At 69.6% G+C, this 21,181-nt stretch carries 16 protein-coding genes and 1 pseudogene; 6 read left to right on the top strand and 11 right to left on the bottom strand.

The genetic code is table 11. From position 1 onward, the window contains the following. Positions 1 to 145: 145 nt before the first annotated feature. The 5 genes from ACFJGU_RS13315 to ACFJGU_RS13295 form a co-directional block, all read right to left on the bottom strand. Positions 146 to 1,375: an ROK family protein gene (locus ACFJGU_RS13315; protein ID WP_382303985.1), complete on the bottom strand. Its 1,230-nt coding sequence runs from the start codon at positions 1,373 to 1,375 to the stop codon at positions 146 to 148. Positions 1,376 to 1,507: 132 nt separating this feature from the next. Further along, complete coding sequence (locus ACFJGU_RS13310; RefSeq protein WP_382303984.1) at positions 1,508 to 2,779, bottom strand: ROK family protein; 1,272 nt, start codon at positions 2,777 to 2,779, stop codon at positions 1,508 to 1,510. Between the two features lie 10 nt (positions 2,780 to 2,789). After that, a complete protein-coding gene (locus tag ACFJGU_RS13305; RefSeq protein ID WP_382303983.1) occupies positions 2,790 to 3,791 on the bottom strand; it encodes a sugar phosphate isomerase/epimerase family protein in 1,002 nt (333 codons plus the stop codon). A gap of 30 nt (positions 3,792 to 3,821) precedes the next feature. After that, positions 3,822 to 4,961: a Gfo/Idh/MocA family protein gene (locus ACFJGU_RS13300; RefSeq protein ID WP_382310365.1), complete on the bottom strand. Its 1,140-nt coding sequence runs from the start codon at positions 4,959 to 4,961 to the stop codon at positions 3,822 to 3,824. 138 nt (positions 4,962 to 5,099) lie between these two features. Further along, entirely contained in the window at positions 5,100 to 6,152 is a 1,053-nt protein-coding gene (locus ACFJGU_RS13295) for a substrate-binding domain-containing protein (RefSeq protein ID WP_382303982.1), read from the bottom strand. Between the two features lie 233 nt (positions 6,153 to 6,385). On the opposite strand from ACFJGU_RS13295, the gene ACFJGU_RS13290 reads away from it, so the two are divergent. The 4 genes from ACFJGU_RS13290 (at position 6,386) to ACFJGU_RS13275 (ending at position 12,769) form a co-directional block, all read left to right on the top strand. Further along, positions 6,386 to 7,906 carry a sugar ABC transporter ATP-binding protein gene (locus ACFJGU_RS13290; RefSeq protein WP_382303981.1) on the top strand — a complete coding sequence of 507 codons (1,521 nt, stop codon included), beginning with the start codon at positions 6,386 to 6,388 and terminating at the stop codon, positions 7,904 to 7,906. A gap of 47 nt (positions 7,907 to 7,953) precedes the next feature. Continuing rightward, positions 7,954 to 8,961 carry an ABC transporter permease gene (locus ACFJGU_RS13285; RefSeq protein ID WP_382310363.1) on the top strand — a complete coding sequence of 336 codons (1,008 nt, stop codon included), beginning with the start codon at positions 7,954 to 7,956 and terminating at the stop codon, positions 8,959 to 8,961. Positions 8,962 to 9,010: 49 nt separating this feature from the next. Next, on the top strand, positions 9,011 to 10,201 hold the full coding sequence (gene xylA, locus ACFJGU_RS13280) for a xylose isomerase (protein WP_382303980.1): 1,191 nt from the start codon (positions 9,011 to 9,013) through the stop codon (positions 10,199 to 10,201). 120 nt (positions 10,202 to 10,321) lie between these two features. After that, positions 10,322 to 12,769: an esterase-like activity of phytase family protein gene (locus ACFJGU_RS13275; protein WP_382303979.1), complete on the top strand. Its 2,448-nt coding sequence runs from the start codon at positions 10,322 to 10,324 to the stop codon at positions 12,767 to 12,769. A 123-nt stretch (positions 12,770 to 12,892) separates the two neighbouring features. Here the strand turns inward: ACFJGU_RS13275 and ACFJGU_RS13270 are convergent, their stop codons facing one another. Together ACFJGU_RS13270 and ACFJGU_RS13265 are read right to left on the bottom strand one after the other, a co-directional pair. Further along, complete coding sequence (locus tag ACFJGU_RS13270; RefSeq protein ID WP_382303978.1) at positions 12,893 to 13,753, bottom strand: MBL fold metallo-hydrolase; 861 nt, start codon at positions 13,751 to 13,753, stop codon at positions 12,893 to 12,895. Positions 13,754 to 13,763: 10 nt separating this feature from the next. After that, positions 13,764 to 14,885: a low temperature requirement protein A gene (locus ACFJGU_RS13265; RefSeq protein ID WP_382303977.1), complete on the bottom strand. Its 1,122-nt coding sequence runs from the start codon at positions 14,883 to 14,885 to the stop codon at positions 13,764 to 13,766. A 107-nt stretch (positions 14,886 to 14,992) separates the two neighbouring features. Between ACFJGU_RS13265 and ACFJGU_RS13260 the strand changes: the two are divergent. Next, a pseudogene (locus ACFJGU_RS13260) lies at positions 14,993 to 15,857 on the top strand (DNA-formamidopyrimidine glycosylase family protein). 412 nt (positions 15,858 to 16,269) lie between these two features. Further along, the gene (locus ACFJGU_RS13255) at positions 16,270 to 16,632 is read left to right on the top strand and encodes a DUF2255 family protein (protein ID WP_382303976.1); all 363 of its coding nucleotides are present in this window, start codon (positions 16,270 to 16,272) and stop codon (positions 16,630 to 16,632) included. 32 nt (positions 16,633 to 16,664) lie between these two features. Here the strand turns inward: ACFJGU_RS13255 and ACFJGU_RS13250 are convergent, their stop codons facing one another. The 4 genes from ACFJGU_RS13250 to ACFJGU_RS13235 all read right to left on the bottom strand — a co-directional run bounded on the left by ACFJGU_RS13250 (position 16,665) and on the right by ACFJGU_RS13235 (position 21,157). Continuing rightward, complete coding sequence (locus ACFJGU_RS13250) at positions 16,665 to 17,528, bottom strand: sigma factor-like helix-turn-helix DNA-binding protein (protein ID WP_382303975.1); 864 nt, start codon at positions 17,526 to 17,528, stop codon at positions 16,665 to 16,667. Then, positions 17,525 to 18,448: an RNA polymerase sigma-70 factor gene (locus tag ACFJGU_RS13245; protein ID WP_382303974.1), complete on the bottom strand. Its 924-nt coding sequence runs from the start codon at positions 18,446 to 18,448 to the stop codon at positions 17,525 to 17,527. Before ACFJGU_RS13245 ends, ACFJGU_RS13250 begins: the two co-directional genes overlap by 4 nt. Before the next feature lie 134 nt (positions 18,449 to 18,582). Further along, positions 18,583 to 20,316, bottom strand: coding sequence for an MOSC domain-containing protein (locus ACFJGU_RS13240; protein WP_382303973.1), 1,734 nt, complete (start codon positions 20,314 to 20,316; stop codon positions 18,583 to 18,585). Positions 20,317 to 20,335: 19 nt separating this feature from the next. Next, positions 20,336 to 21,157 carry an IclR family transcriptional regulator gene (locus ACFJGU_RS13235; RefSeq protein ID WP_382303972.1) on the bottom strand — a complete coding sequence of 274 codons (822 nt, stop codon included), beginning with the start codon at positions 21,155 to 21,157 and terminating at the stop codon, positions 20,336 to 20,338. Positions 21,158 to 21,181: the final 24 nt, after the last annotated feature.

The following is a 21,181-nucleotide window of genomic DNA, read 5'->3' as shown; positions in this document are numbered from 1 at the left end:
TTGTTGCGAGTCAAGATTAATTACGGATGCCGCAAAATTGAGGTGATCGGGCGGGAAAATGCGCAAACTCCCCAATTAGGATGGCAGCGCAGATAAACCCCGGTCACCGACGGTTTCCCGCGCTGACGAGGCGACAGCTGTCGAATTAAGCCGTGAGGGCCCCGGCCGGATCGGCCAGGAGCGGTGCGAACGCGAGCTGCGCGGCACCGACGACGAGGAGGTCGCGGCCGAGTGACGATCGCGTGATGCGCGCGGTCTCCCCCGAGCCGAGCATCGCCGAGCGGGCAACCGCGCCCTCGAGTCGCTCGGGCGCCGATTCGTAGAGGGAGCCGAGGAACCCGCCCAGCACGATCAGCTCCGGGTTGAACAGGTTCACCGCGTTCCGGATCGTGATCGAGAGGAAGTCGAGTTGCCGGTTCACGAGCGCCACCAGATCGGGGTCGGCGCCGGCGGGATCGGCCAGCCGCTCGCGCAGCACCTCGTCGAGTTCCTCCACGCGGTTGACGGGCAGGCCGAGCGCGTCCAGGAGCGGCTGGCGCTTCACCTCGGTCTCGAGGCAGCCGTAGGCTCCGCAGTGGCAGAGCTCGCCGTTGCTGTTCACCAGGGTGTGGCCGAGCTCGCCGGCGTAGCCGCTCTCGCCGGTGAGCAGCACGCCGTTGTTGACCACGCCGCCACCGATGCCGCTCGCACCGCCGTTGAGGTAGACCAGATTGCGCACGCCACGGCCCGAGCCGAAGATGCTCTCGCCCAAGGCGCCGACCGCGGCGTCGTTGGCGGCGTGCACGGGCAGGCGCAGCGATTGCTCGAGCATCTCCGAGAGGGGCGCGTGGTGCCAGCCGAGGTGCGGCGCGAGGTTCACCAGCCCGTCGCCGGCCCGCACGAGGCCGGGCACGGCGAGACCGACCCCGATGGTCTTGTAGTTCGACTCGAGTTCGTCGCGCATCCCGGCCACCACAGCGGAGACGATGTTCACGACCTCCTCGACCGAGGGCACCCGCACCGTGTCGTAGCGGATGCGTTTGATCACCTGACCGCCGAGCGCCACCAGGCCGATGGTCACCGCGTCCAGCTCCGGATTCACCGCGAGCGCCACCGTGCGCCGCCCGGGCTTGATCATCAGGCTGGGCCGGCCGACCTGGTTCGTGGTGTCGGGCTCGGTCTCCTCGACGAGGTGCAGGGTGACCAGCTCGCCCACCAGGGCGCCGATGGTCGAGCGGTTGAGTCCGGTCTCGCGGGTGAGCTGCGCGCGCGTCACCGCACCGGTGGTGTGCACGAGGTTGAGCACGGCCGACAGGTTGTTGCGGCGTACGTCGTCGAGGTTGTTTCCGCGCGCCCCGGATCGCACCGGGAGTTTCGTCGAGTCGCTCACGACCATCGCGCACCGCCTTCGCCCCGGGTTTCCGGAGCAGATCGAGATACCACCTCGTCGGCCAAGGCAGGAACTCGATATTATCAGCGCCGAGACAACAAATTAGCGCTGTCACCACGCGGGTCGCCGGTTCACATCTCATCCATCGGACACGTGCAGTTGCCTCTCAGTTTCGCGCGCCAGTCCGTGCGCCCTCTGCTGACCGGCGGAGCGGAGCGCGCCCGCCGGATCGGAGAGCACACCGGAGAAGGCGAGCTCCGCGGCCCCGATCATCAGCAGATTCGAGCCGAGTTCGGCGGTGATGATCTGCACCGCCTGCGCCGGGGCCTGCAGCCCGTTCTCGCGCACCCGCTCGATGAGGCGTCCGGGAGCCAGGGCGTGCAGGGTGGCCAGGAAGCCGCCGAGCACGATCCGCTCGGGGTTCAGCACGTTCACCGCGTTCCGCAGCGCGACCGCGAGCACGTCGATCTGCCGCTGCACCTCGGCCTGCACCTCCGGCAGGTCCGACGCGGCGAGCGCGCGTTCCAATTCGTCGGCGTCGCCCCCGGCAAGGCCGACCACGTCGAGCAGCCGCTGTTTCGAGACCTCGGTCTCCAGGCATCCGATCGCTCCGCAGTGGCAGAGCACGCCGTTCGAGTTGACCAGGGTGTGCCCGAGCTCGCCGGCGTACCCGTCGGTGCCGGTGAGCAGCACGCCGCCCGTCACCACTCCCCCGCCGATGCCACTCGAGCCGCCGTTGACGTAGAGCAGATCCATCGAGCCGTGACCGGCGCCGAAGATGATCTCGCCTCCGGCGCCGAGCGAGGCGTCGTTCGCCGCCCAGACCGGGTAGCCCGTCGCCGTGGCCACCATCTCGGCGATCGGCTCACCCTGCCAGCCGAGGTGCGGCGCGTACGTCACCATGCCGTCCTCCGCGCGCACGAGTCCCGGAACCGCGATGCCGATCCCCACGATCCGGTAGGTCGCGTCGAGCTCGCCGCGCATCCCTTCGATCACGGCGGTGGCGATGTTCGCCACCTCCTGCGCGGTGGGCACGTGCTCGGTGGGATAACGGATGCGTTTCAGCACCCGGCCGCCGAGCCCCACCAGGCCAATGGTGATCGCGTCGATCTCGGGGTTGATCGCGAGGGCGGCGGTCGACGGATTCGCGTGAACCTGCGGGCTCGGACGCCCCACGTTGGTGCTGGTGCCGGGCGAGGATTCGTACAGCAGTTCGAGCTCGCTGAGCTGGGCGGTGAGCGTGGCGACCGTGGAGCGGTTCAGCCCCGTCACCCGGGCGAGTTCCGCCCGGGTGAGGGTTCCGCGGTGGTGCACGAGCGACAGGATGAGCGACAGGTTGGTGCGCCTGGTCTGGTCGTTGGTGGTGGCCGTGCTCGCCGATCCGAAGACCGGGGGCTCTGTCACTGACATCCTTCTGCTGCTATCGCGTGCTGAACGCGGCGTCGAAGGCCGCGGCCGGGGCGTCGAAGGCCAGCCGCTTCACGAACTCCAGCGCTTCGGGGGCGCCGACCAGGCGGTCCATTCCCGCGTCCTCCCATTCCACCGAGATCGGGCCGTCGTAGCCGATGGCGTTCAGCGCGCGGAAGCTCTTCTCCCATGGAACGTCGCCGTGGCCTGTCGACACGAAGTCCCAGCCGCGCCGCAGATCCGCCCAGGCCAGGTGCGAGCTGAGTCGCCCGTTGCGGCCGTTGCCGGTGTTCATCTTCACGTCCTTGCAGTCGACATGGTAGATGAGGTCCTTGAACTCCAGGATGAAGGCCACCGGGTCGAGCTCCTGCCAGACGAAGTGGCTCGGGTCCCAGTTGAGTCCGAACGCGGGACGGTGACCGATGGCATCCAGGGTGCGCACCGTCGTCCAGTAGTCGTAGGCGATCTCGCTCGGGTGCACCTCGTGCGCGAACCGCACGCCCACCTCGTCGAAGACGTCGAGGATGGGGTTCCAACGGTCGGCGAAGTCCTGGTAGCCGGCATCGACGAGCTCCTGCGAGACGGGCGGGAACATCGCGACGTACTTCCAGATGGCCGAGCCGGTGAAGCCCACCACGGTCTTCACACCGAGCGCGGCGGCGAGGCGTGCCGTGTTCTTCATCTCCTCGGCGGCGCGCTGACGCACGCCCTCAGGGTCGCCGTCGCCCCACACCACGTCGGGAAGGATGTCGCGGTGCCGCTGGTCGATCGGATCGTCGCAGACCGCCTGGCCCTTCAAGTGGTTGGAGATCGCGTAGACCTTCAGGCCGTACTTCTCCAGCAGCGCGAGCTTGCCCTCGACGTAACCCGGCTCGTCCCAGCGCCACGGATCGAGGTGGTCGCCCCAGCAGGCGATCTCCAGCCCGTCGTAGCCCCAACCGGATGCGAGCCGCGCGACCTCCTCGAAGGGGAGGTCGGCCCACTGGCCGGTGAAGAGCGTGATCGGTCGTGCCATGTGTTTCTTCTCCTCTTTCAGTGATGGGCGTCAGACCGTGGTCCAGGCGCTGCCGTTGTCCGAGCTCTGCTCCACGGCGTCGAGCACGCGCTGCACCTGCAGGCCGTCGGCGAACGACGGGCGGGGCTGCGCTCCCGCCACGATCGCCTCGACGAAGTCGCGGGCCTGGTGTGAGAAGCCGTGCTCGTAGCCGAGCATGTGGCCCGCGGGCCACCACGCTCCGACATACGGATGCTCGGGCTCGGTCACCAGGATCTTGGTGAACCCCTGCGTGGTGGCGTCGGCCGTGCCGTCGAAGAACTGCAGGGCGTTGAGGTCTTCGAGATCGAAGGCGATGGCGCCCGTCGATCCGGAGACCTCGATGCGCAGGGCGTTCTTGCGGCCGGTGGCGAATCGGGTGGCTTCGAAGCTGCCGAGCACGCCGTCGTCGAAGCGCCCGGTGAAGAGGGCGACGTCGTCGACCGTCACCGCGCCGCGCTCCGTGGAGGCGGTGCCGGACAGGCCGCGCGCATCCGCGAGCAGGGGGCGCTCGGCGACGAGGGTCTCGAGCACGCCCGAGACCGAGGCCAGTCGCCGGCCCGTGATGAACTGGGCGAGGTCGATGGCGTGGGCGCCGATGTCGCCGAGCGAGCCGGAACCCGCGAGCGACTTGTCGAGCCGCCAGGTCATGGGCGCCTCGGCATCGCTCAGCCAATCCTGCAGGTACTGGGCGCGCACCTGACGCACGGTTCCGATGCGGCCGGCGGCCACGAGGTCGCGGGCGAAGGTGGCGGCGGGCACCCGGCGGTAGGTGAAGCCCACCATCGCGCGCACGCCCTTCTCGGCGGCGCGGTCGGCTGCGGCTGTCATGGCCTCGGCCTCGGCCACGGAGTTGGCGAGGGGCTTCTCGCAGAGCACGTGTTTGCCGGCCTCGAGGGCGGCGATCGCGATCTCGGCGTGCGAGTCGCCCGGGGTCACGATGTCGACGATGTCGATGTCGTCGCGCGCGATGATCTCGCGCCAGTCGGTGGACGTCTCGGCCCAGCCCCAATTCTCGGCGGCGGCGGCGGTGCGATCCGCATCCCGGCCCACCAGAACGGTCATCTCGGGGTTGGCGCCGAGGTCGAAAAAGCGGGGGGCCACCCGCCAGCCCTGGGAGTGGGCGGCTCCCATGAATCCGATGCCCACCATCGCCACTCGGAGTGGTGCTGTTGTCGTCACTGTCTGTCGCTTCCTCTAGCGGGGGTCGGGCGGCAGGCCCGGGTCGAAGGGAGTGGTGGGGCCGGAGCGGCCGCGCGTGCAGCGCGCGGCCGCCCCGGCTCTCATCGCTTACGACTCGAACGCGCTCGGCAGGTAGACCTCGACGTTCTCCTTCGTGACGACGGGTGCGTACAGCTGGATCTTGCGCGGAACCGAGGACTCGACCAGGTCACTCATGCCCTTGCCCTGCACGATCAGGCGAGCGAGGCTGATGCCGTCGGCGGCCTGGGTCGACGGGTAGATGACCGTGGCCTTCAGCACCGTGTTGTCGGCCTGGATGTCGCGCATCACGTTCGCCGAACCGGCACCGCCGACCATGAAGAACTCGTCGCGTCCCGCGGCGTCGATCGCGGCCAGCACGCCGACACCCTGGTCGTCGTCGTGGTTCCAGATGGCGTCGATCTTCGGTGCCGAGGCGAGCAGCTGCGAGGCGGCTGCTTCACCGCCCTGGATCGTGAAGTCCGCGGCGACGCGGTTCGAGACCTCGAGGCCGCAGTCGTCGAGGGCGTCGGCGAAGCCCTTGCTGCGGTCCTGGGTGAGCGGCAGGCTGTCGATGCCGGCGATCTCCGCCACCACCGCGTCGTCCTTGCCTTCGAGCTGCTCGCAGATGTAGGTACCCGCGGAGACGCCCATGCCGTAGTTGTCACCGAGGATGGTGGTGCGGGCAGCGAAGGTGCTCGAGAACTCGCGGTCGACGTTGATGACCGGGATGCCGGCCTCCATCGCCTTGATCGCGACATCCGTCAGCGCGGCGCCGTCGGTCGGCAGCAGCACGATCGCGTCGACCTTGTCGTTGATGAAGGTCTCCACCTGGCTGATCTGCAGGTTGGCGTCGTTGGTGCCCTCGGCCACGACCAGCTCGACGTCGTCGTACTTGTCGGCCTCGGCGATGGCGGCGGAGTTGATGGCGCCGAGCCAGCCGTGGTCGGCGGCGGGGCCCGAGAAGCCGATGGTGATGGTGTCACCGGTGGCGGCGTTGTCCTCGACCGTGTTCTCCTCGACGGCGGTATCGGTCGAGGTGGTGGAGCCCCCCGAGGTGCAACCGGTCATCAGCGCGACTGCCGCGAGTGATGCTCCGGATGCGAGCAGCAAGCGGCTGCGCAGCGAGCGTGGTGCAAGCATGTGTTCCTCCTTGGTAGTGATGCAGGTGTCTGCTCGCCAACGTGGAGGTGCTTCAGTGCCGCTGTCCACATTGACGTTTCATGCAACATAACAGACTGTTAGACGTTTGTCGCCAGCCAATCTAGTTGCTCTTGAGCAATATTGTGATGGTGCTTGCAGCCAAAAATAAGGGATCTAGCCAGTCATCGCCCTATTTTGATGCAGCCTCGTAACAATTCTGCTACCTTGCGATCATGATCACTGTCGACCAGGGGAATCCACTGCTCAGAGTGCGAGGACTGACAAAATCCTTCGCCGGCGTGCAAGCGTTGAAGGGAGTGGATCTCGAGATCCTCCCGGGCGAGGTGCACTGCGTGCTCGGCCAGAACGGCGCCGGCAAATCGACGCTCATCAAGACGCTCTCGGGGGTGAACCAGCCCGACGAGGGTGAGATCGTGTGGCAGGGCGAACCGGTCACCATCTCCGACCCGGTGGCAGCGCTCGGCCTCGGCATCGCCACGATGTACCAGGAGCTCGACGTCGTCGACGGCCTGACCGTGGCCGAGAACATCTTCCTCGGCCACGAGTTCGCCCGGGGCGGGGTGACCGAGCGGCGCAAGACCAGCCGGCGAGCGCACGAGATCATGACGCGACTCGGGCACGGCGGGATCTCCGCGAACCGGGAGGTGGGATCGCTCTCGGCCGCGAACAAGCAGATCGTGAGCATGGCGCGTGCGCTCAGCCACGACACGAAGCTCATCATCATGGACGAGCCCTCCGCCGTGCTCGACTCCGAAGAGGTGAAGAACCTCTTCCGGGTGGTGCGCGAGCTCACCGCGGACGGCATCGCGGTGATCTACATCTCGCACCGTCTCGAGGAGATCCGCGAGATCGGCGACCGGATCACCGTCATCAAGGACGGCAAGACCATGGCCACCAACCTGGCCGTGGCCGACACCCCCACCCAGGACCTGATCCGGCTGATGACGGGGCGCACCGTGGAGAACGTCTTCCCGCCCGCCGTACCCGTCGCATCCGACGCCCCCGTTCTGCTCTCCGTGAAGAACCTCGGCATCAAGGGAGTGTTCGACGACGTCAGCTTCGACGTGCGGGCGGGCGAGATCGTGGGACTGGCCGGACTCGTGGGGTCGGGTCGCTCCGAGATCATCGAGACCATCTACGGCGCACGCAAGCCCACCTCCGGCACCGTGGAGGTCGACGGCAAGCCGGTCGACGCGGGTTCGGTGCGGGCCGGGGTGCACGCCGGTATGGGCCTGTCCCCCGAAGAGCGCAAGAGCCAGGGGCTCATCCTCGACGAACCGGTCTACCGCAACGTCACCCTGGCGAGCTTCGGCCGCTGGGCCAAGGCCGGCTTCCTCAACGAGCGCGCCGAGCGAGCCGTGGCCCGCAAGCAGCTCGAGGCGCTCGAGCTGCGGCCGGCCGATCCCGACCGCCCGGCCCGCACCCTCTCCGGCGGCAACCAGCAGAAGATCCTGCTCGCCCGCTGGCTCGTGCACGGCACCCGAGTGCTGCTGCTCGACGAACCCACCCGCGGCGTCGACGTCGGCGCCCGGGCCGAGATCTACACGCTGATCCGCCGCCTCGCCGCCGAGGGCACGGCGATCGTCGTCATCTCCAGCGAGATCGAAGAGGTGCTCGGCCTCTCGGATCGCGTGCTCGTCGTCGCTGAAGGACGAGTCATCCACACCACCACCGCGAGCGACATCGACGAGCACGGCGTGCTCGATCTGGTCATGAAAGGAAGTGCCGCGTGAGCGAGCAGAATTCTCCGGTCGCCCCCGCCCTGGCGGGCGAGGGCCACATCGCGGGCGGCCTGCCGCCCCAGAACGAGAAGCAGAGCGTGCTGAACCGCATCCTCGGCGGATCGGCCGGGCGCAGCATCGGGCTCATCATCGCCCTGCTCCTGCTGTTCGTGGTCGGCACGATCACGGCCGGTGATCGGTTCGCGAACGTCGAGAACGTGCTCACCATCATCCGCTTCGCCTCGATCATCGGCGTGGTGAGCATCGGCATGACCTTCGTGATCACGGCCGGCGGGATCGACCTCTCGGTCGGTTCGGTGCTGGGCCTCGCGAGCGTCGTCGCGACACTGTCGTGGGTGCAGGACTTCGCCGATTCGACGAACTGGATCGTGATGGTGATCATCGCGCTCGCGGTCGGCGCCGGGGCGGGGTTGATCAACGGCATCGTGATCGCCTACGGCAACGTGGTGGCGTTCATCGCCACCCTCGCCATGCTCGTCGCGGCGCGGGGCCTCGCGGAGGTGCTCGCCAACCGCACCACGCAGATCGTGCGGCAGCAGGGCTTCCTCGACTTCTTCCGCGGTGACATCCTGGGCGTGTCGATCCTGATCTGGATCTTCGCCATCGTCGTGGCGGCGGGCTGGTTCCTGCTCAACCGCACCACCTTCGGCCGGCGCACGGTCGCCATCGGCGGCAACCTCGAAGCGGCCCGCCTCGCCGGCATCAAGGTGAAGCGCCACATGATGTACCTCTACGTCTTGTCGGGCCTCACCGCCGGCATCGCCGGTGTGATGATGCTCGCCCGCACCACGGCCGGCACCTCCACCCACGGCACGCTCTACGAACTCGACGCCATTGCCGCGGTGGTCGTGGGTGGAACGCTGCTGGTCGGTGGGCGCGGCACGATCATGGGCACCGTGCTCGGTGTGCTCATCTTCTCGACGCTCACGAACGTGTTCACGCAGAACAACCTCTCCACCTCGGTGCAGGCCATCGCGAAGGGCGTCATCATCGTCATCGCGGTTCTGCTCCAGCAGCGCTTCGCGAACCGCGCCGCGCGCAAATAGCCACTCCAGTCCGACCCTCCCGCTCGATCTCAGAACAGAAAGCCTCACCATGACTCTCACCCCTACGCGCGACGACAAGTTCTCCTTCGGTCTGTGGACCCTGGGCTGGAACGCGCAGGACCAGTTCGGCGGCCCCACCCGGCCCCACCTCGACACGGTCGAGGCCGTCGAGGGGCTCGCGTCGCGTGGGGTGTGGGGAATCACCTTCCACGACGACGACCTCTTCCCGTTCGAGTCGACGGATGCCGAGCGCCAGCGCGAGATCGACCGCCTCAAGCAGGTGACGGCCGACACGGGCGTGGTGGTCGAGATGGTGACCACCAACCTGTTCTCCCACCCGGTCTTCAAGGACGGCGGATTCACCTCGAACGACCGGGCCGTGCGCCGGTTCGCTCTGCGGAAAGTCATCCGCAACCTCGACCTCGCCGCCGAGTTGGGCGCCACCACCTTCGTGATGTGGGGCGGCCGGGAGGGCAGCGAGTACGACGCGGCCAAAGACATCCGGGGCGCACTGGAGCGCTACCGCGAGGCCGTGAACCTGCTCGGCGACTACGTGGTGGAGAAGGGCTACGACCTCAAGTTCGCGATCGAGCCGAAGCCGAACGAGCCCCGCGGCGACATCCTGCTCCCCACGGTCGGCCACGCGCTCGGGTTCATCGCCACCCTCGAGCGACCGGAGCTGGTGGGCCTGAACCCCGAGACCGGGCACGAGCAGATGGCCGGACTCAATTTCACGCACGGCATCGCGCAGGCGCTCGACGCCGGCAAGCTCTTCCACATCGACCTGAACGGTCAGCGCGGCGTGAAGTTCGACCAGGATCTGGTGTTCGGACACGGCGACGTGCAGAGCGCGTTCTCGCTGGTCGACCTGTTGGAGAACGGCGGCCCCGGCGGCACGCCCGCCTACGACGGGCCGCGCCACTTCGACTACAAGCCGTCGCGCACGGAGGACGCCACCGGGGTGTGGGACTCGGTGGAGGCGAACATGCGGATGTACCTGCTGCTGAAGGAGCGGGCGGCCGCCTTCCGCGCCGATCCTGCCGTGCAGGAGGCTCTCGAGGCCTCGAAGGTCGACGAGGTCAACACGCCGACCCTGAACGCGGGCGAGGGCTTCGACGCCCTCATCGGCGACCGCGCCTCCTACGAGGACTTCGACGCCGCCGCCTACTTCGGCGGCAAGGGCTTCGGCTTCGTGCGCCTGCAGCAGCTCGCCATGGAGCACCTGCTCGGGGCGCGCTGACGCTTCCCGCCCGTTTCACCGCTCGCCCCTCCTCGCCTGTGCTCGTCGCGAGGAGGGGCGTTCAGCTTTCCGACACCCGCAGGTCACCTGCCGTTCTCCCGGCCCCGTCAGCGTGGGCTCGTGCTGAAACGACTCCCCCGCCCACTGGCCCTCGTCGCCGGCTCAGCCCTCGTGCTGACCGGCCTCTTCGCCGTTCCGGCCGCGGCTCACGCCGCCGACGACGCCCCCTCCGACTCTGCGCTCTCAGGTCTCAAGATCAACGAGATCGAGACCGACGGCAAGCCCGACTGGGCTGAGCTCATCAACACGGGAACGCAGCCGCTCGACGCATCCGGTTCCGTGCTCACGGGTCGCGAGAACGCGGTCTCTCTCACCTTGCCGAGCGGAACGGTCATCGCTCCCGGCGCGGTCTACGTCGCCGAGAGCGACACCTTCAAGCTCAAGAAGGGCGACGAGCTGAGCCTGTTCGCCCCCGACGGCACGACCTTGCTCGACTCCTACGAGTGGGGCGACTTCCACCTCGACACCTACGGCCGGGTGCCGAACGGGACCGGGGACTTCGTGCAGCAGGCCGCGTCCTCGAAGGGTGGGCTGAACCCGGAGACGACCGACCCGACCGATCCCACCGACCCCGACGACGACTCGTGGAAGGCGATCAAGGTCAACGAGGTCACGTCGGCGAACGACGACCCCACCCACGACGGCTACGAGCTGGTGAACACGGGCGACACGGATGTCGACGTCGCGTCGTGGAAGCAGGCCGACAGCACCAGCAACCCGGCCGCGCTCGACGCCCCCAACGGCACCGTCGTGCCCGCACACGGCTACCTCGTGCTCCTGTCGAACCAGGGACTCAGCTCCGACGGCGACTCGCTGAAGCTCTACCTCCCCGACGGCTCCACCATCGTCGACATCGCCAGCTGGGGCGCGAACGACGCCCAGCCCGGATCGTGGTCGCGCTGCGCCGACGCCACGGGGTCCTTCGTACACACGGCCGCCGCCAGCTGGGGCGCGTCGAACGCCGAAGCCTGCGCCGGCACGATCATCCCGCCGAGCGACCCGGGCAACGGCGGCGAGGTCGACTGCCAGACCGAGGCGGCCTCCGGGAGCGGACCCGCGATCGCCGGCGGCATCGCCTGGCCGGGCAGCCAGGACTGGAAGGTCTCCGACAACGTCTGCCAGTTCGTCACCCCGCTCTCCGGGCAGGACGTCTCAGGGCTCGACATCGACCCGAGCGAGCCCGACGTGATGTGGGCGGCGAAGAACAAGAGCTCCGTCTTCCGCCTCGTGAAGAGCGGCGACACGTGGGTTCCCGACACCGCGAACGACTGGGGCGCCGGCAAGGCCATCGTGTTCCCGGGCGGGAGCGGCCAGCCGGACTCCGAGGGCATCACCGTCGGTCCTGACGGCTTCCTCTACGTCACCACCGAGCGCGACAACGCGAACAGCGGAGTGCCCCTCGAGAGCGTGCTGCGCTACGACCCGGATGCCGCCGGCACCACCCTGCAGCCGACCACGCAGTGGGTGCTCACCGCCGACCTCGCCGACGCCATCGACCCGGTGAAGGCCGACTCGAACCTCGGCTTCGAGGGCATCACCTGGGTGCCGGACTCCTACCTCACCGAGAACGCCTTCGTCGACCAGAGCACGGGTGCGGCCTACGACCCGGCCGACTACCCCGGCCACGGCACCGGCCTGTTCTTCACCGCGTTGGAGAAGAACGGCCACCTCTACGCCTACGCCCTGAACGCCGACGGCTCGTTCCACCGCGTCGCGACGATCGACACGGGCCTGCCGATGATCCAGGACACGCAGTGGGACCCGGATGCCCAGCGTGTCTGGGCCGTGGCCGACAACACCTCCGCCGGGTCCGCCACCCTGCTGAAGATCGACGCCGAGGGCGCCTTCGCGGTCGACCGGATCTACGACCGTCCGACCGGTCTGCCCGACTACAACCTCGAGGGCTTCGCCATCGCGCCGAACTCGACCTGCGTCGACGGCGTGAAGGAGGTCATCCGCTCCGATGACGGGAACAACCGCGGGCACTCGCTCTGGTCGGGCACGATCTCGTGCGACCTCGCGCTCGGACCGCAGGGCCCGAACCCGCCGGCCGAGGCCGACCCCACCGTCACGGCGACCCCGTCGACGGTGAAGGCCGGAGGCACGACCACGATCAAGGCCGAGGGCCTCGCCGCGGGCACGCAGTACACCGTGGTGCTCCACTCCGACCCGGTGACGCTCGGCAGCGCCGTCGCGGACGCCGACGGGAAGCTCACGCTGAAGGACGTCGTGATCCCCGCCACCACGGCCGTGGGTGCGCACACGATCACCCTCGCCGCGTCGGCCGACCCCGGCACGGTGCTCGCGAGCGTGGCGTTCACGGTGACCGCCGCCTTGACGACACCGCCGCCGGCCACGACGCCCGCGGGTGACGGCAAGCCGGTCGCGCTGGCCTCGACCGGCGCGGAGCCGCTGCCGTGGGTCGCGCTCAGCTCGCTGTTCCTGCTGCTCGGCGCGGGCCTCGTGCTGACGCGGGTGCGGGCGCGGGCCGGCCGCGTGACCCGGTAGCTACATCGCAAAGACGAAGCGGCCCCCTCGCTGAGCGAGCGGGGCCGCTTCGTCGTTCTCCGCGTGTCGCTTCCTGCCGCGAGGCTGCTCGGGCGCGACCCCGTCCGGGAGCGGAGCCGTTCGTCAGTGCGCGGGCGGCTGGGCGTCGATCTCGGCGTAGCCCGCCGTCAACGCTGAGCGGAGGAAGCTCTCCGGCCACAGCGTCAGAAGTCCCGCCGGCAGCTCGACTTCACTGACCGGGGTGTGCTCGGCGTGAGCGGAGCGGATGAGTTCCGCGACGCCGCGCAGATGATCCGCCTGCCGCTCGACGAAGGCGCGGTCGACCACGGCGCCGTGTCCCGGCACCACGGCGTCGCCCGGCTCGATGCGGTCAAGCAGGTCGTCGAGCGCGCCCGGCCAGCCCAGCGGGAAGCATCCGGAGCCGAACATCGGCGGACCCGACTCCTCGATCACGTCTCCGAGGAGCCAGACCCGCGCGTCCGGAACGAACACGGCGAGGTCGGTGTCGGTGTGCCCCGGCGCGATCGGGATCAATTCGATGGTGCGACCGCCCGGATGCGTCGTCACGGGCGCGTGCACCAGCTCGGTCGGCGGGGTGAGCCGCACCTCGGCCCATTGCTTGTCGGGCTCGCGCGACGGATCCGCCTGCACGGCGGCGAGGCGGGGGCCCTCGAACTCCTCGTAGTGGCGAGGGATGAGGGCGTGCCCGTAGATCGGGACGCCGCTGAACCCGGGCTCGCGGGTGAAGCGCTCGTTGCCGAAGGTGTGGTCGTAGTGCGCGTGGGTGTTGACCACCGCGACGATCGGGCGGGCGAAGCGCGCCTCGACGTCGTGCACGATCTCATCCGCCTCGGCCGGGTTGTTGCGGGTGTCGACGACCGTGACGCCGGTCTCGCCGACGATCGCGATCACCGACACGTCGAGCGGATCGTAGCGGCGCTGGAAGACGTCACCGGCGACGAGGGTCCACTCGGAACTGTTCATCCCGCCCACGCTACCCCGCGCGCACCCGGCGGGCCACGATCGGACCGGTCGCGGTGTGCAGCAGCGCGTCGACGAGCATGACCGCGACCACCACCCAGGGCGCCCACGCTCCCCCGACCGCGATGACCACGCCCGAGAGGGTCAGGCTGAGCAGTCCCCAGATCACGAGCAGGCGCATCGGCAGCCCGTAGCGCCAGGCGGTCAGTACCTGGGCTCCGTGGTAGAGCGCCGTGCCGCCGCAGAGCGCCACGATGGTGCCGAACGAGAGGCGGGCGTCATCCGCTTGCACGATCGCGCTGCCGAGGCCCGCGGCGACGCCGATCAGCCCCAGCACGATGAGGTAGTGGGCGACGCCCAACACGTCGCGCAGCACCACGAGCGAGCCGTGGCCGAGCACCCGCTCGGCGACGGGAGCGCCCGAGCGGAAGTACATCCACCAGAACGAGCAGAGGAGGGCGAAGCCGAGCGCCGCGATCAGCCAGGCGACGGGCGACTGGCCGATCCGGATGGCGAGGATCAGCTCGACCACGCCCTCGCCGAGCACGATCATGGTGAACAGGCCCACACGTTCGATGAGGTGACCGACCTGGAACGAGGCCGTGCCGAGGTTGCGGACGACGATGGCGCCCTCGATCACCACGAGCACACCCCAGACGGCGAAGCGGTAAGTGTCGGGAACGGCGATGGAGGCGAGCCAGAGCGCCGCGAGTCCGGGGCCGAACAGGGCGGGTCGCAGGATGCCTGCGCCGCGCTGTCGCAGGGTTCGGGCCCAGGCGGGCCAAACGGCGACCCGGGCGACCGCGTAGCCGAGGGCGAAGAGCGCCCCGCCCTCGCCCGTGACCTCGGGGATCGACACCGCGATGAGTCCGACGCCGGCCATCGAGACCAGCACGGAGAGCGGGCGGCTCGAGGCTGAGCCGCCCGCCTGGTTCACGAAGAGGGTGACGTTCAGCCAGGCGGCCCAGACGGGCACCATGAGCCCGATCACGAGCAGGAAGTCGGCGGCATCCGGACGGCCGCCGCCGTCGCTGTGCAAGACGTCGGTGAGCTGCTTGACGATCACGACGAAGACGAGGTCGAAGAAGAGCTCGAGCCAGTCGACGCGGCGGGTCGGCTCGGGGGCGGGGTCCATCGGGGCTCCTTCCGGGCGCTCGCAGCGGGATGCGTGGGTGCATGGTACTGCCGGGACCGGGCGGATGTCGCTACCCCGATGTCGGTGGTGTGGCGGAGACTGGAGGGGTGCCTGAACTTCCCGAAGTCACCGCGCTCGTCGCGGATCTCGGCGCGCGCCTCACCGGGCGGGTGGTCGACCGGGTCGACGTGGTGTCGTTCGCGGCTCTCAAGACCTTCGATCCGCCGGTGTCCGCGCTGGCCGGGGAGACCGTCCAGGGTGTGACGCGGCACGGCAAGTTCCTCGATTTCGAGATCGGGTCGCTGCATCTGCTGCTCCATCTGGCGCGGGCCGGTTGGGTGCGCTGGCGTGACGGGCCTCCCCCTCCGCCGTCGGGGCGCCCGGGCAAGGGGCCGCTGGCCGCTCGGCTCGTGCTCGACGACGGGTCGGGGGTTCGACGTGACGGAAGCGGGAACGAAGAAGAGCCTGGCGCTCTACGTGGTGCGCGATCCGTCCGAGGTGCCGGGGGTGGCGCGGCTCGGGCCTGATCCGCTCGACCCGGCGTTCACCGCAGACGTCTTCGCCGGCATCCTGGCCGCTGCCGGTCGCGCGCAGATCAAGGGGGTGCTGCGCAGCCAGTCGCTCATCGCGGGGATCGGCAACGCGTACTCCGATGAGATCCTGCACGCGGCGAAGATGTCGCCGTTCAAGCCCGCGGCCATGTCGCGCGCCGAGGTCTCGGTGCTCTACGCCGCGCTGAACGACACGCTCCGCGGGGCGATCGCGCGGGCCGACGGGCTCGCGGCGTCCGAGTTGAAGGCCGAGAAGAAGTCCGGGCTGCAGGTGCACGGGCGAACCGGGCAGCCCTGCCCCGTCTGCGGCGACACCGTGCGCCAGGTCACCTACGCCGACTCGAGCCTCCAGTACTGCCCCACCTGCCAGACCGGCGGCAAGCCCCTGGCCGACCGCGTGCTCTCGCGCCTGCTCAAGTAGCCCGCGCGCCCCACGCCTCGCGTCTCGCGCCCCGCGCAAAGTAGTGCCCGAGAGGCCACTTCACGCTCCCGCGCACCGCACCGTGCCCGCGGAGTCGCGGAAGTAGTACTCCGCGACGCCTCTGATGCGACCTGCCGCCACCTCGCGGGACCTCTTTCGCGACCGGCGCCGTGGTGGTGAGTCTCCGCGCGCGGGGTCGCGCTCAGTGTCGTGCCGGTCGAGAGAATGAGGCCGTTGGCGCTACCTCGCGGACTGCGCGAGCGCGCGGAAGCGTACGCGCGGGGAGAGGCCGTGGCGCTACCCGTACGCTTCCGTCGGGGCAAGGGTGGTGGCAGCATGGGCGCACCGGGTGGCGCGGGTTGCCACGACGAGACGGCGGGGCACGGGTTCGCCGGAACGGGAGGGCGCAGACATGGGTGCGGTCGAGTATGTCGGGGACACCGACACGATCCGGATCGTAAGTGAGACGCGTGACGGGCGGGAGCAGACCACGCCGATCTGGGGTGTCGTCGTGGACGGGGTGCCCTACATCCGGAACGGCTACGGCGAGAAGTCGAAGTGGTACGCGCGGGTGCGGCGCACGGGGCGGCTCGCCCTCGCCGACGGGTCGACGCGCTACCCGGTCACCGTCGAGCACGTCGACGACCCCGTCGAACTCGACCGCATCGACGCCGCGTACACCGCGAAGTACCGCGGCCAGGAGCCGGGCGTCACCGAGGTGAACGCCCCGCGCGTGCGCGCCTTCACTTTGCGCCTCATCCCCACCACCGCCTGAACGCCCGAGCCCGTCGCGCAACCCGGGTCGGGTCAGGAGTCGTTCCAGCGGGCGAGCTTCTCGGGGGCCAGCACGATCCAGATGTCGCGGATGGCGTCGGCCGCGACACTCAGGCTCACGACGCCGACGACCCGCCCCTCTCGCCGCGCCACGAGGCCCAGACGTCCGTTCACCGACTGGGCAGACACCGTCACGGGAGGAGTGAGTCCGGAGAGCGCGATCAACAGCCGCGCCACTTTCTCGGCGCCGCTCACCGGCGCAGGCGCGACCTCCGCGGTGCCGCCGGTGTCGACGAGGGCGATCACGTCATCGTGCAGGAGACGGCACACCGCGATCGCATCCTTCTCCTCCACCGCGCTCAGGAGCGCGAGCACGACGGACCGGTGCCGGTCGGGAGGCGACTCACGCAGGCGCTGCTGCTGGATCCGGCGCCGGGCCGAGCGAGCGAGCTCGCGCGCGTCATCCGGCGACCGACCGACGACGTCGGCGATCCCGCGGTACGCCACGCCGAAGACGTCGTGCAGGATGAACGCGACCCGTTCCTCGGGCCGGAGCGAATCGAGCACCACCAGCAGCAGCATGTACATCGAGTCGTCGAGGGTGACGCGGTCGGCCGGTTCCGACGGCTCGAGCGGCGGCCGGGACGGCGGTGGCGCCGCCGAGTGAGAGGGCGCCGGCGTGTAGCCGAGCAGGTCGAGGCAGATGCGGGCGAGGATCTCGGTCAGCCGCTCGCGCCGCGATCCGGTCGAAGCACGCTCGTCGGACGAGAGCTCGAGCCAGCGCGCGAACGTGAGATCGACGGCGCGTTCGGCCTCGGTCGTGGAGGGCAGGATCCCCTGGGCGATGTCGACGAGCCGCTCACGTTCGCTGAACAGGTCGTCGGTGCCGGTCGTCACAGGCTGGGGGCGGGCAGAACGCGGCCGAGCTTCTCAGGATTCATCGTCCACAGGAGCTGCTCGATCCCGTCGTCGCCGATCGTGACCGTCAGCGAGGTCGTGACGACGCCGTCCTGCATCACCGCGGCACCGGGCCGGCCGTTGTACTCGACCCACTCGATGGTCTTGCCGGACCAGAAGTGGCGGGAGAAGGCGGCGATGAACTTCGCCACCCGGCTGCGGCCGATCACCGGGATGCGAGCGGCGAGCTTGGCCCCATTGCCGTCGGTGTAGCTCACCACGTCGGCCGCGAAGAGCTCTTCGAGCGCCGTGACGTCACCGGCCTGGGCAGCCTGCAGGAAGGCTGCGAGCAGCCGCTGCTGCTCGGTCGCGGCCACGGCCGTACGGCGTTCGGAGGCGAGTCGTTTGCGGGCACGGCTGACCAGTTGCCGTGTCGCAGGCTCCTTCAGTTGCACGATCTGCGCGATCTGGTCGTAGGGATAGTCGAAGGCCTCGCGCAGGACGTAGGCGGCCCGCTCGGTGGGCGTCAGCTTCTCGAGCAGCAACATCATCGCGAACTCCAGCGCCTCGCCGCGCTCGGCGCCGAGCTCGGGGTCGTCGCGGGTGTTGATCGGCTCGGGGAGCCAGGGTCCGATGTAGGTCTCGCGGCGCATCCGGGCCGACTGGAGCATGTTGATGGAGAGGCGGGTGGTGGCGGTGGCGAGGAAGGCGGCGGGTTCGAGCACGACACTGCGGTCGTAGGTCTGCCAGCGCAGCCACACGTCCTGCACGATGTCCTCGGCGTCGGCGGAGCTGCCGAGCATCCGGTAGGCGATCCCGAAGAGGCGGCCCCGCACCTCGGCGAACACCGCGGCGGCGTCGTCGAGTCCGTCGTCGCTCGCGTCGATCGCGGGGCCCGATTCTGACGGCGATTCGGTCATGGGCGTTGCCTCCTGGTGCGGACATCGGTGCGGTGGATTCGGGTCTCCATCAAGGGAGACCGGACAGCCTCCGGATCTGTGACGGGTTTCCGCGAATTCCCCAAACGGTCGTCACGATGCTGGCTGAATCCGGGTCAGGCGTCGAGCACGAGGTCGGAGGTGGGTTGGGCGCAGCAGATGAGCACCTGGCCCTCCGGCGGCAGCTCGAGCGGATCGGGGTCGTAGCGCACGTCACCGGCGATGAGGGGTGTGACGCAGGTGTGGCAGACCCCGGTGCGGCAGGAGAACCGCACGGGCACGTCGCCGGCCTCGGCGAGACCGAGGAGTGAGGTGTCGGAGTCGCGCCAGCGCACGGTGAGGCCGCTGCGGGCGAAGGTGATCGCGGGCCCGGTTCCGGGAGCACCGGCCGGCTGGTGCGGCGGCACGGTCTGGCGGGCCACGACGCCAGGAGTCATCGGCGCGAGCGTCGTGAACACCTCCGAGTGGATGCGGCCCGGGTCGAGCCCCAGATCGCGGAGGGCGGTCGTCAGGTCGGAGATGAAGGCGGCCGGCCCGCAGACGTAGGCCGACGACCCGGCCGGAACGCCGAGCTCGCGCAGACGCTGTTCCGTCGGCCGTCCGGCCACGCCGCCCGCGACCGGAGTCGGATACCGCGTGTAGAAGGTCACGGCGCGCGCGTTCGGCAAGCGCTGCAGGTGCTCGGCGACCTCGCGAGCGAACACCAGGTCGTCGGGCGTGCGGTCGGCCTGGAGCCACCAGATCTCCCGCTCGCTCTTCGCCTCCGCCAGCCCGCGGAGCATCGAGATCACGGGCGTGACGCCCACGCCCGCCGAGACGAGCAGAACCGGGTCGTCGCCCTCGCGCAGCACGAACTCACCACGCGGAGCGGCGACATCCAGCGAGGCCCCGACCGTCACCTGATCGTGGAGGTACCGGCTGATCCGCCCATGGTCTTCGCGCTTCACGGTGATGCGGTAGCTCGCCGGGTCGGGCATGCCCGAGATCGAGTAGCTGCGCACCGCGGTGCTGCCGTCGGGGAGGGAGATGCGCAGCGTGAGGTACTGCCCCGGCAGCGGAGCGGTGACCGGGGCTCCCCCATCCGCTGTCAGATACACGGATGTCGTCACCGGAGTCTCGGCCACGGTCCGGCTCACCGTCATCGGCCGGAACCCGTTCCACCCCGGCTTCGTGCCGACCGCCGGGCCGATCACGGTCGCGGCAGCGAGGTCGGTGCCCAGCAGGTCGTGGAACGACTGCTGCCAGCCCGGGCTGAGCGCGGGGATGTCGACCGCCTTGCGGAGGTCGTCCTCCGATCGGCCCGGCAGATAGAGCAGCGCGTCGGTCCGCGCCACCGTCAACCCGTGCGGCCCGGTGCGTGTCTTGACGATGGCGTCGCCGGCGCGCACCTCGCCCTCGGTGATCACGCGGAAATAGAAGCCCGGCCGGTGGTGGCCGACCAGCAACGCGGCCATCCTCGGCTCGGCCAACCGAAGGCCCACCCGGAAGCAGGTCACGCGGGGTTGGGTGACCTCGAACTCGGCCTCGCCGATGCGGTAGCGGTCGCCGATGCACACCTCGTCGTCGGGCAGCCCGTCGACGGTGAAGTTCTCGCCGAAGGCACCCGGGGTGAGATCGTCGCGCACGAGGAAATCCGACCAATACTCGTAGGACTGCTGCTGGTAGACGAACACGGCGCGCTGCTCGCCGCCATGCCCCGCGAGGTCGCCCTGCCCGTCACCGTCGACGTTGAGGCGACGCACCATCCGCGCACCCTCGACCGGCTCCTTGTAGATGCCGGTGTGCACCGTCTCGCCCTGCCACGGCACATCCTTCGGCAGCCCGACGTTCAGCGAGAGCAACGTGCTCATGCCAGAACTCTAGGACGTGTCAGCCTCTCGCGGCCAGGGCGGCTTCCAGGTCACGCGCGCCCGTGCGCACCGCGTCGGCGATGGTGTCGCGATGCTCCTCCGAGAGCCGGTACGCCGGCGCGACCACCGTCACCGCGCCGACGAGTCGCCCGCGCACGTGGATGCCCGCAGCGCTCGCCCAGACTCCCTGGTCGACCTCGCCCGCGCTCTCGGCATAGCCGGTCGCCCGGATCGCGTCGAGGTCGGTCTCGAGGGTCGCCCGGGCCGCCTTCGTCAACGTCGGCCCGACCCGCTGGAAGTACTGGGCGAGCTTCGCCGGGGAGAGGTCGCTCAGCAGCAGCTTCGCCGCCGCTCCGCTGTGCAGAGGCATCAGGTTGCCCGGCTGGAACGAGATGGAGATCGGATGATCCGACTCGGCGATCGCGAGACAGACGGCCGAGTCGTTCACCCGGCGCAGATAGAGCGCGGTCTCGCCCGTCACCTCCGCCAGGCGGTTGAGGATCGGCTGGGCCTGCGCCCGGTAGTCGAACGACGCCTCCGCCGCCCGCGCCAGCCGCAGCACCTGCGGGGAGAGCACGAAACGCCCCTTCTCCCGCTCCTCGATCAGGTCCATCTCCCGCAACAGCGAGATGTACCGGTAGGCGCTCGGCACCGAGATGTCGTGATCCTCGATGAGGTTCTCGACCGTCAGTTCGGGCGTGTTCTCGTTGAACTGGAGCAGGATCTGGAGTGCTCGGCGCGCGCTGTCCACGCCTTTGGTGCGCTGCGGCTGCGCCGTCACTGCGTCTCCGTCTTCGGCGGAGCCGGTCTCCCGGCCCCCGGTCGGCTGTCGTGTGCTCATCTGAACCACCTGTCGATCCTAATC

The organism is Herbiconiux sp. UC225_62 (assembly GCF_042694625.1).
Classification (GTDB): domain Bacteria; phylum Actinomycetota; class Actinomycetes; order Actinomycetales; family Microbacteriaceae; genus Herbiconiux.
This window is presented reverse-complemented; position numbering and strand designations above follow the sequence as displayed.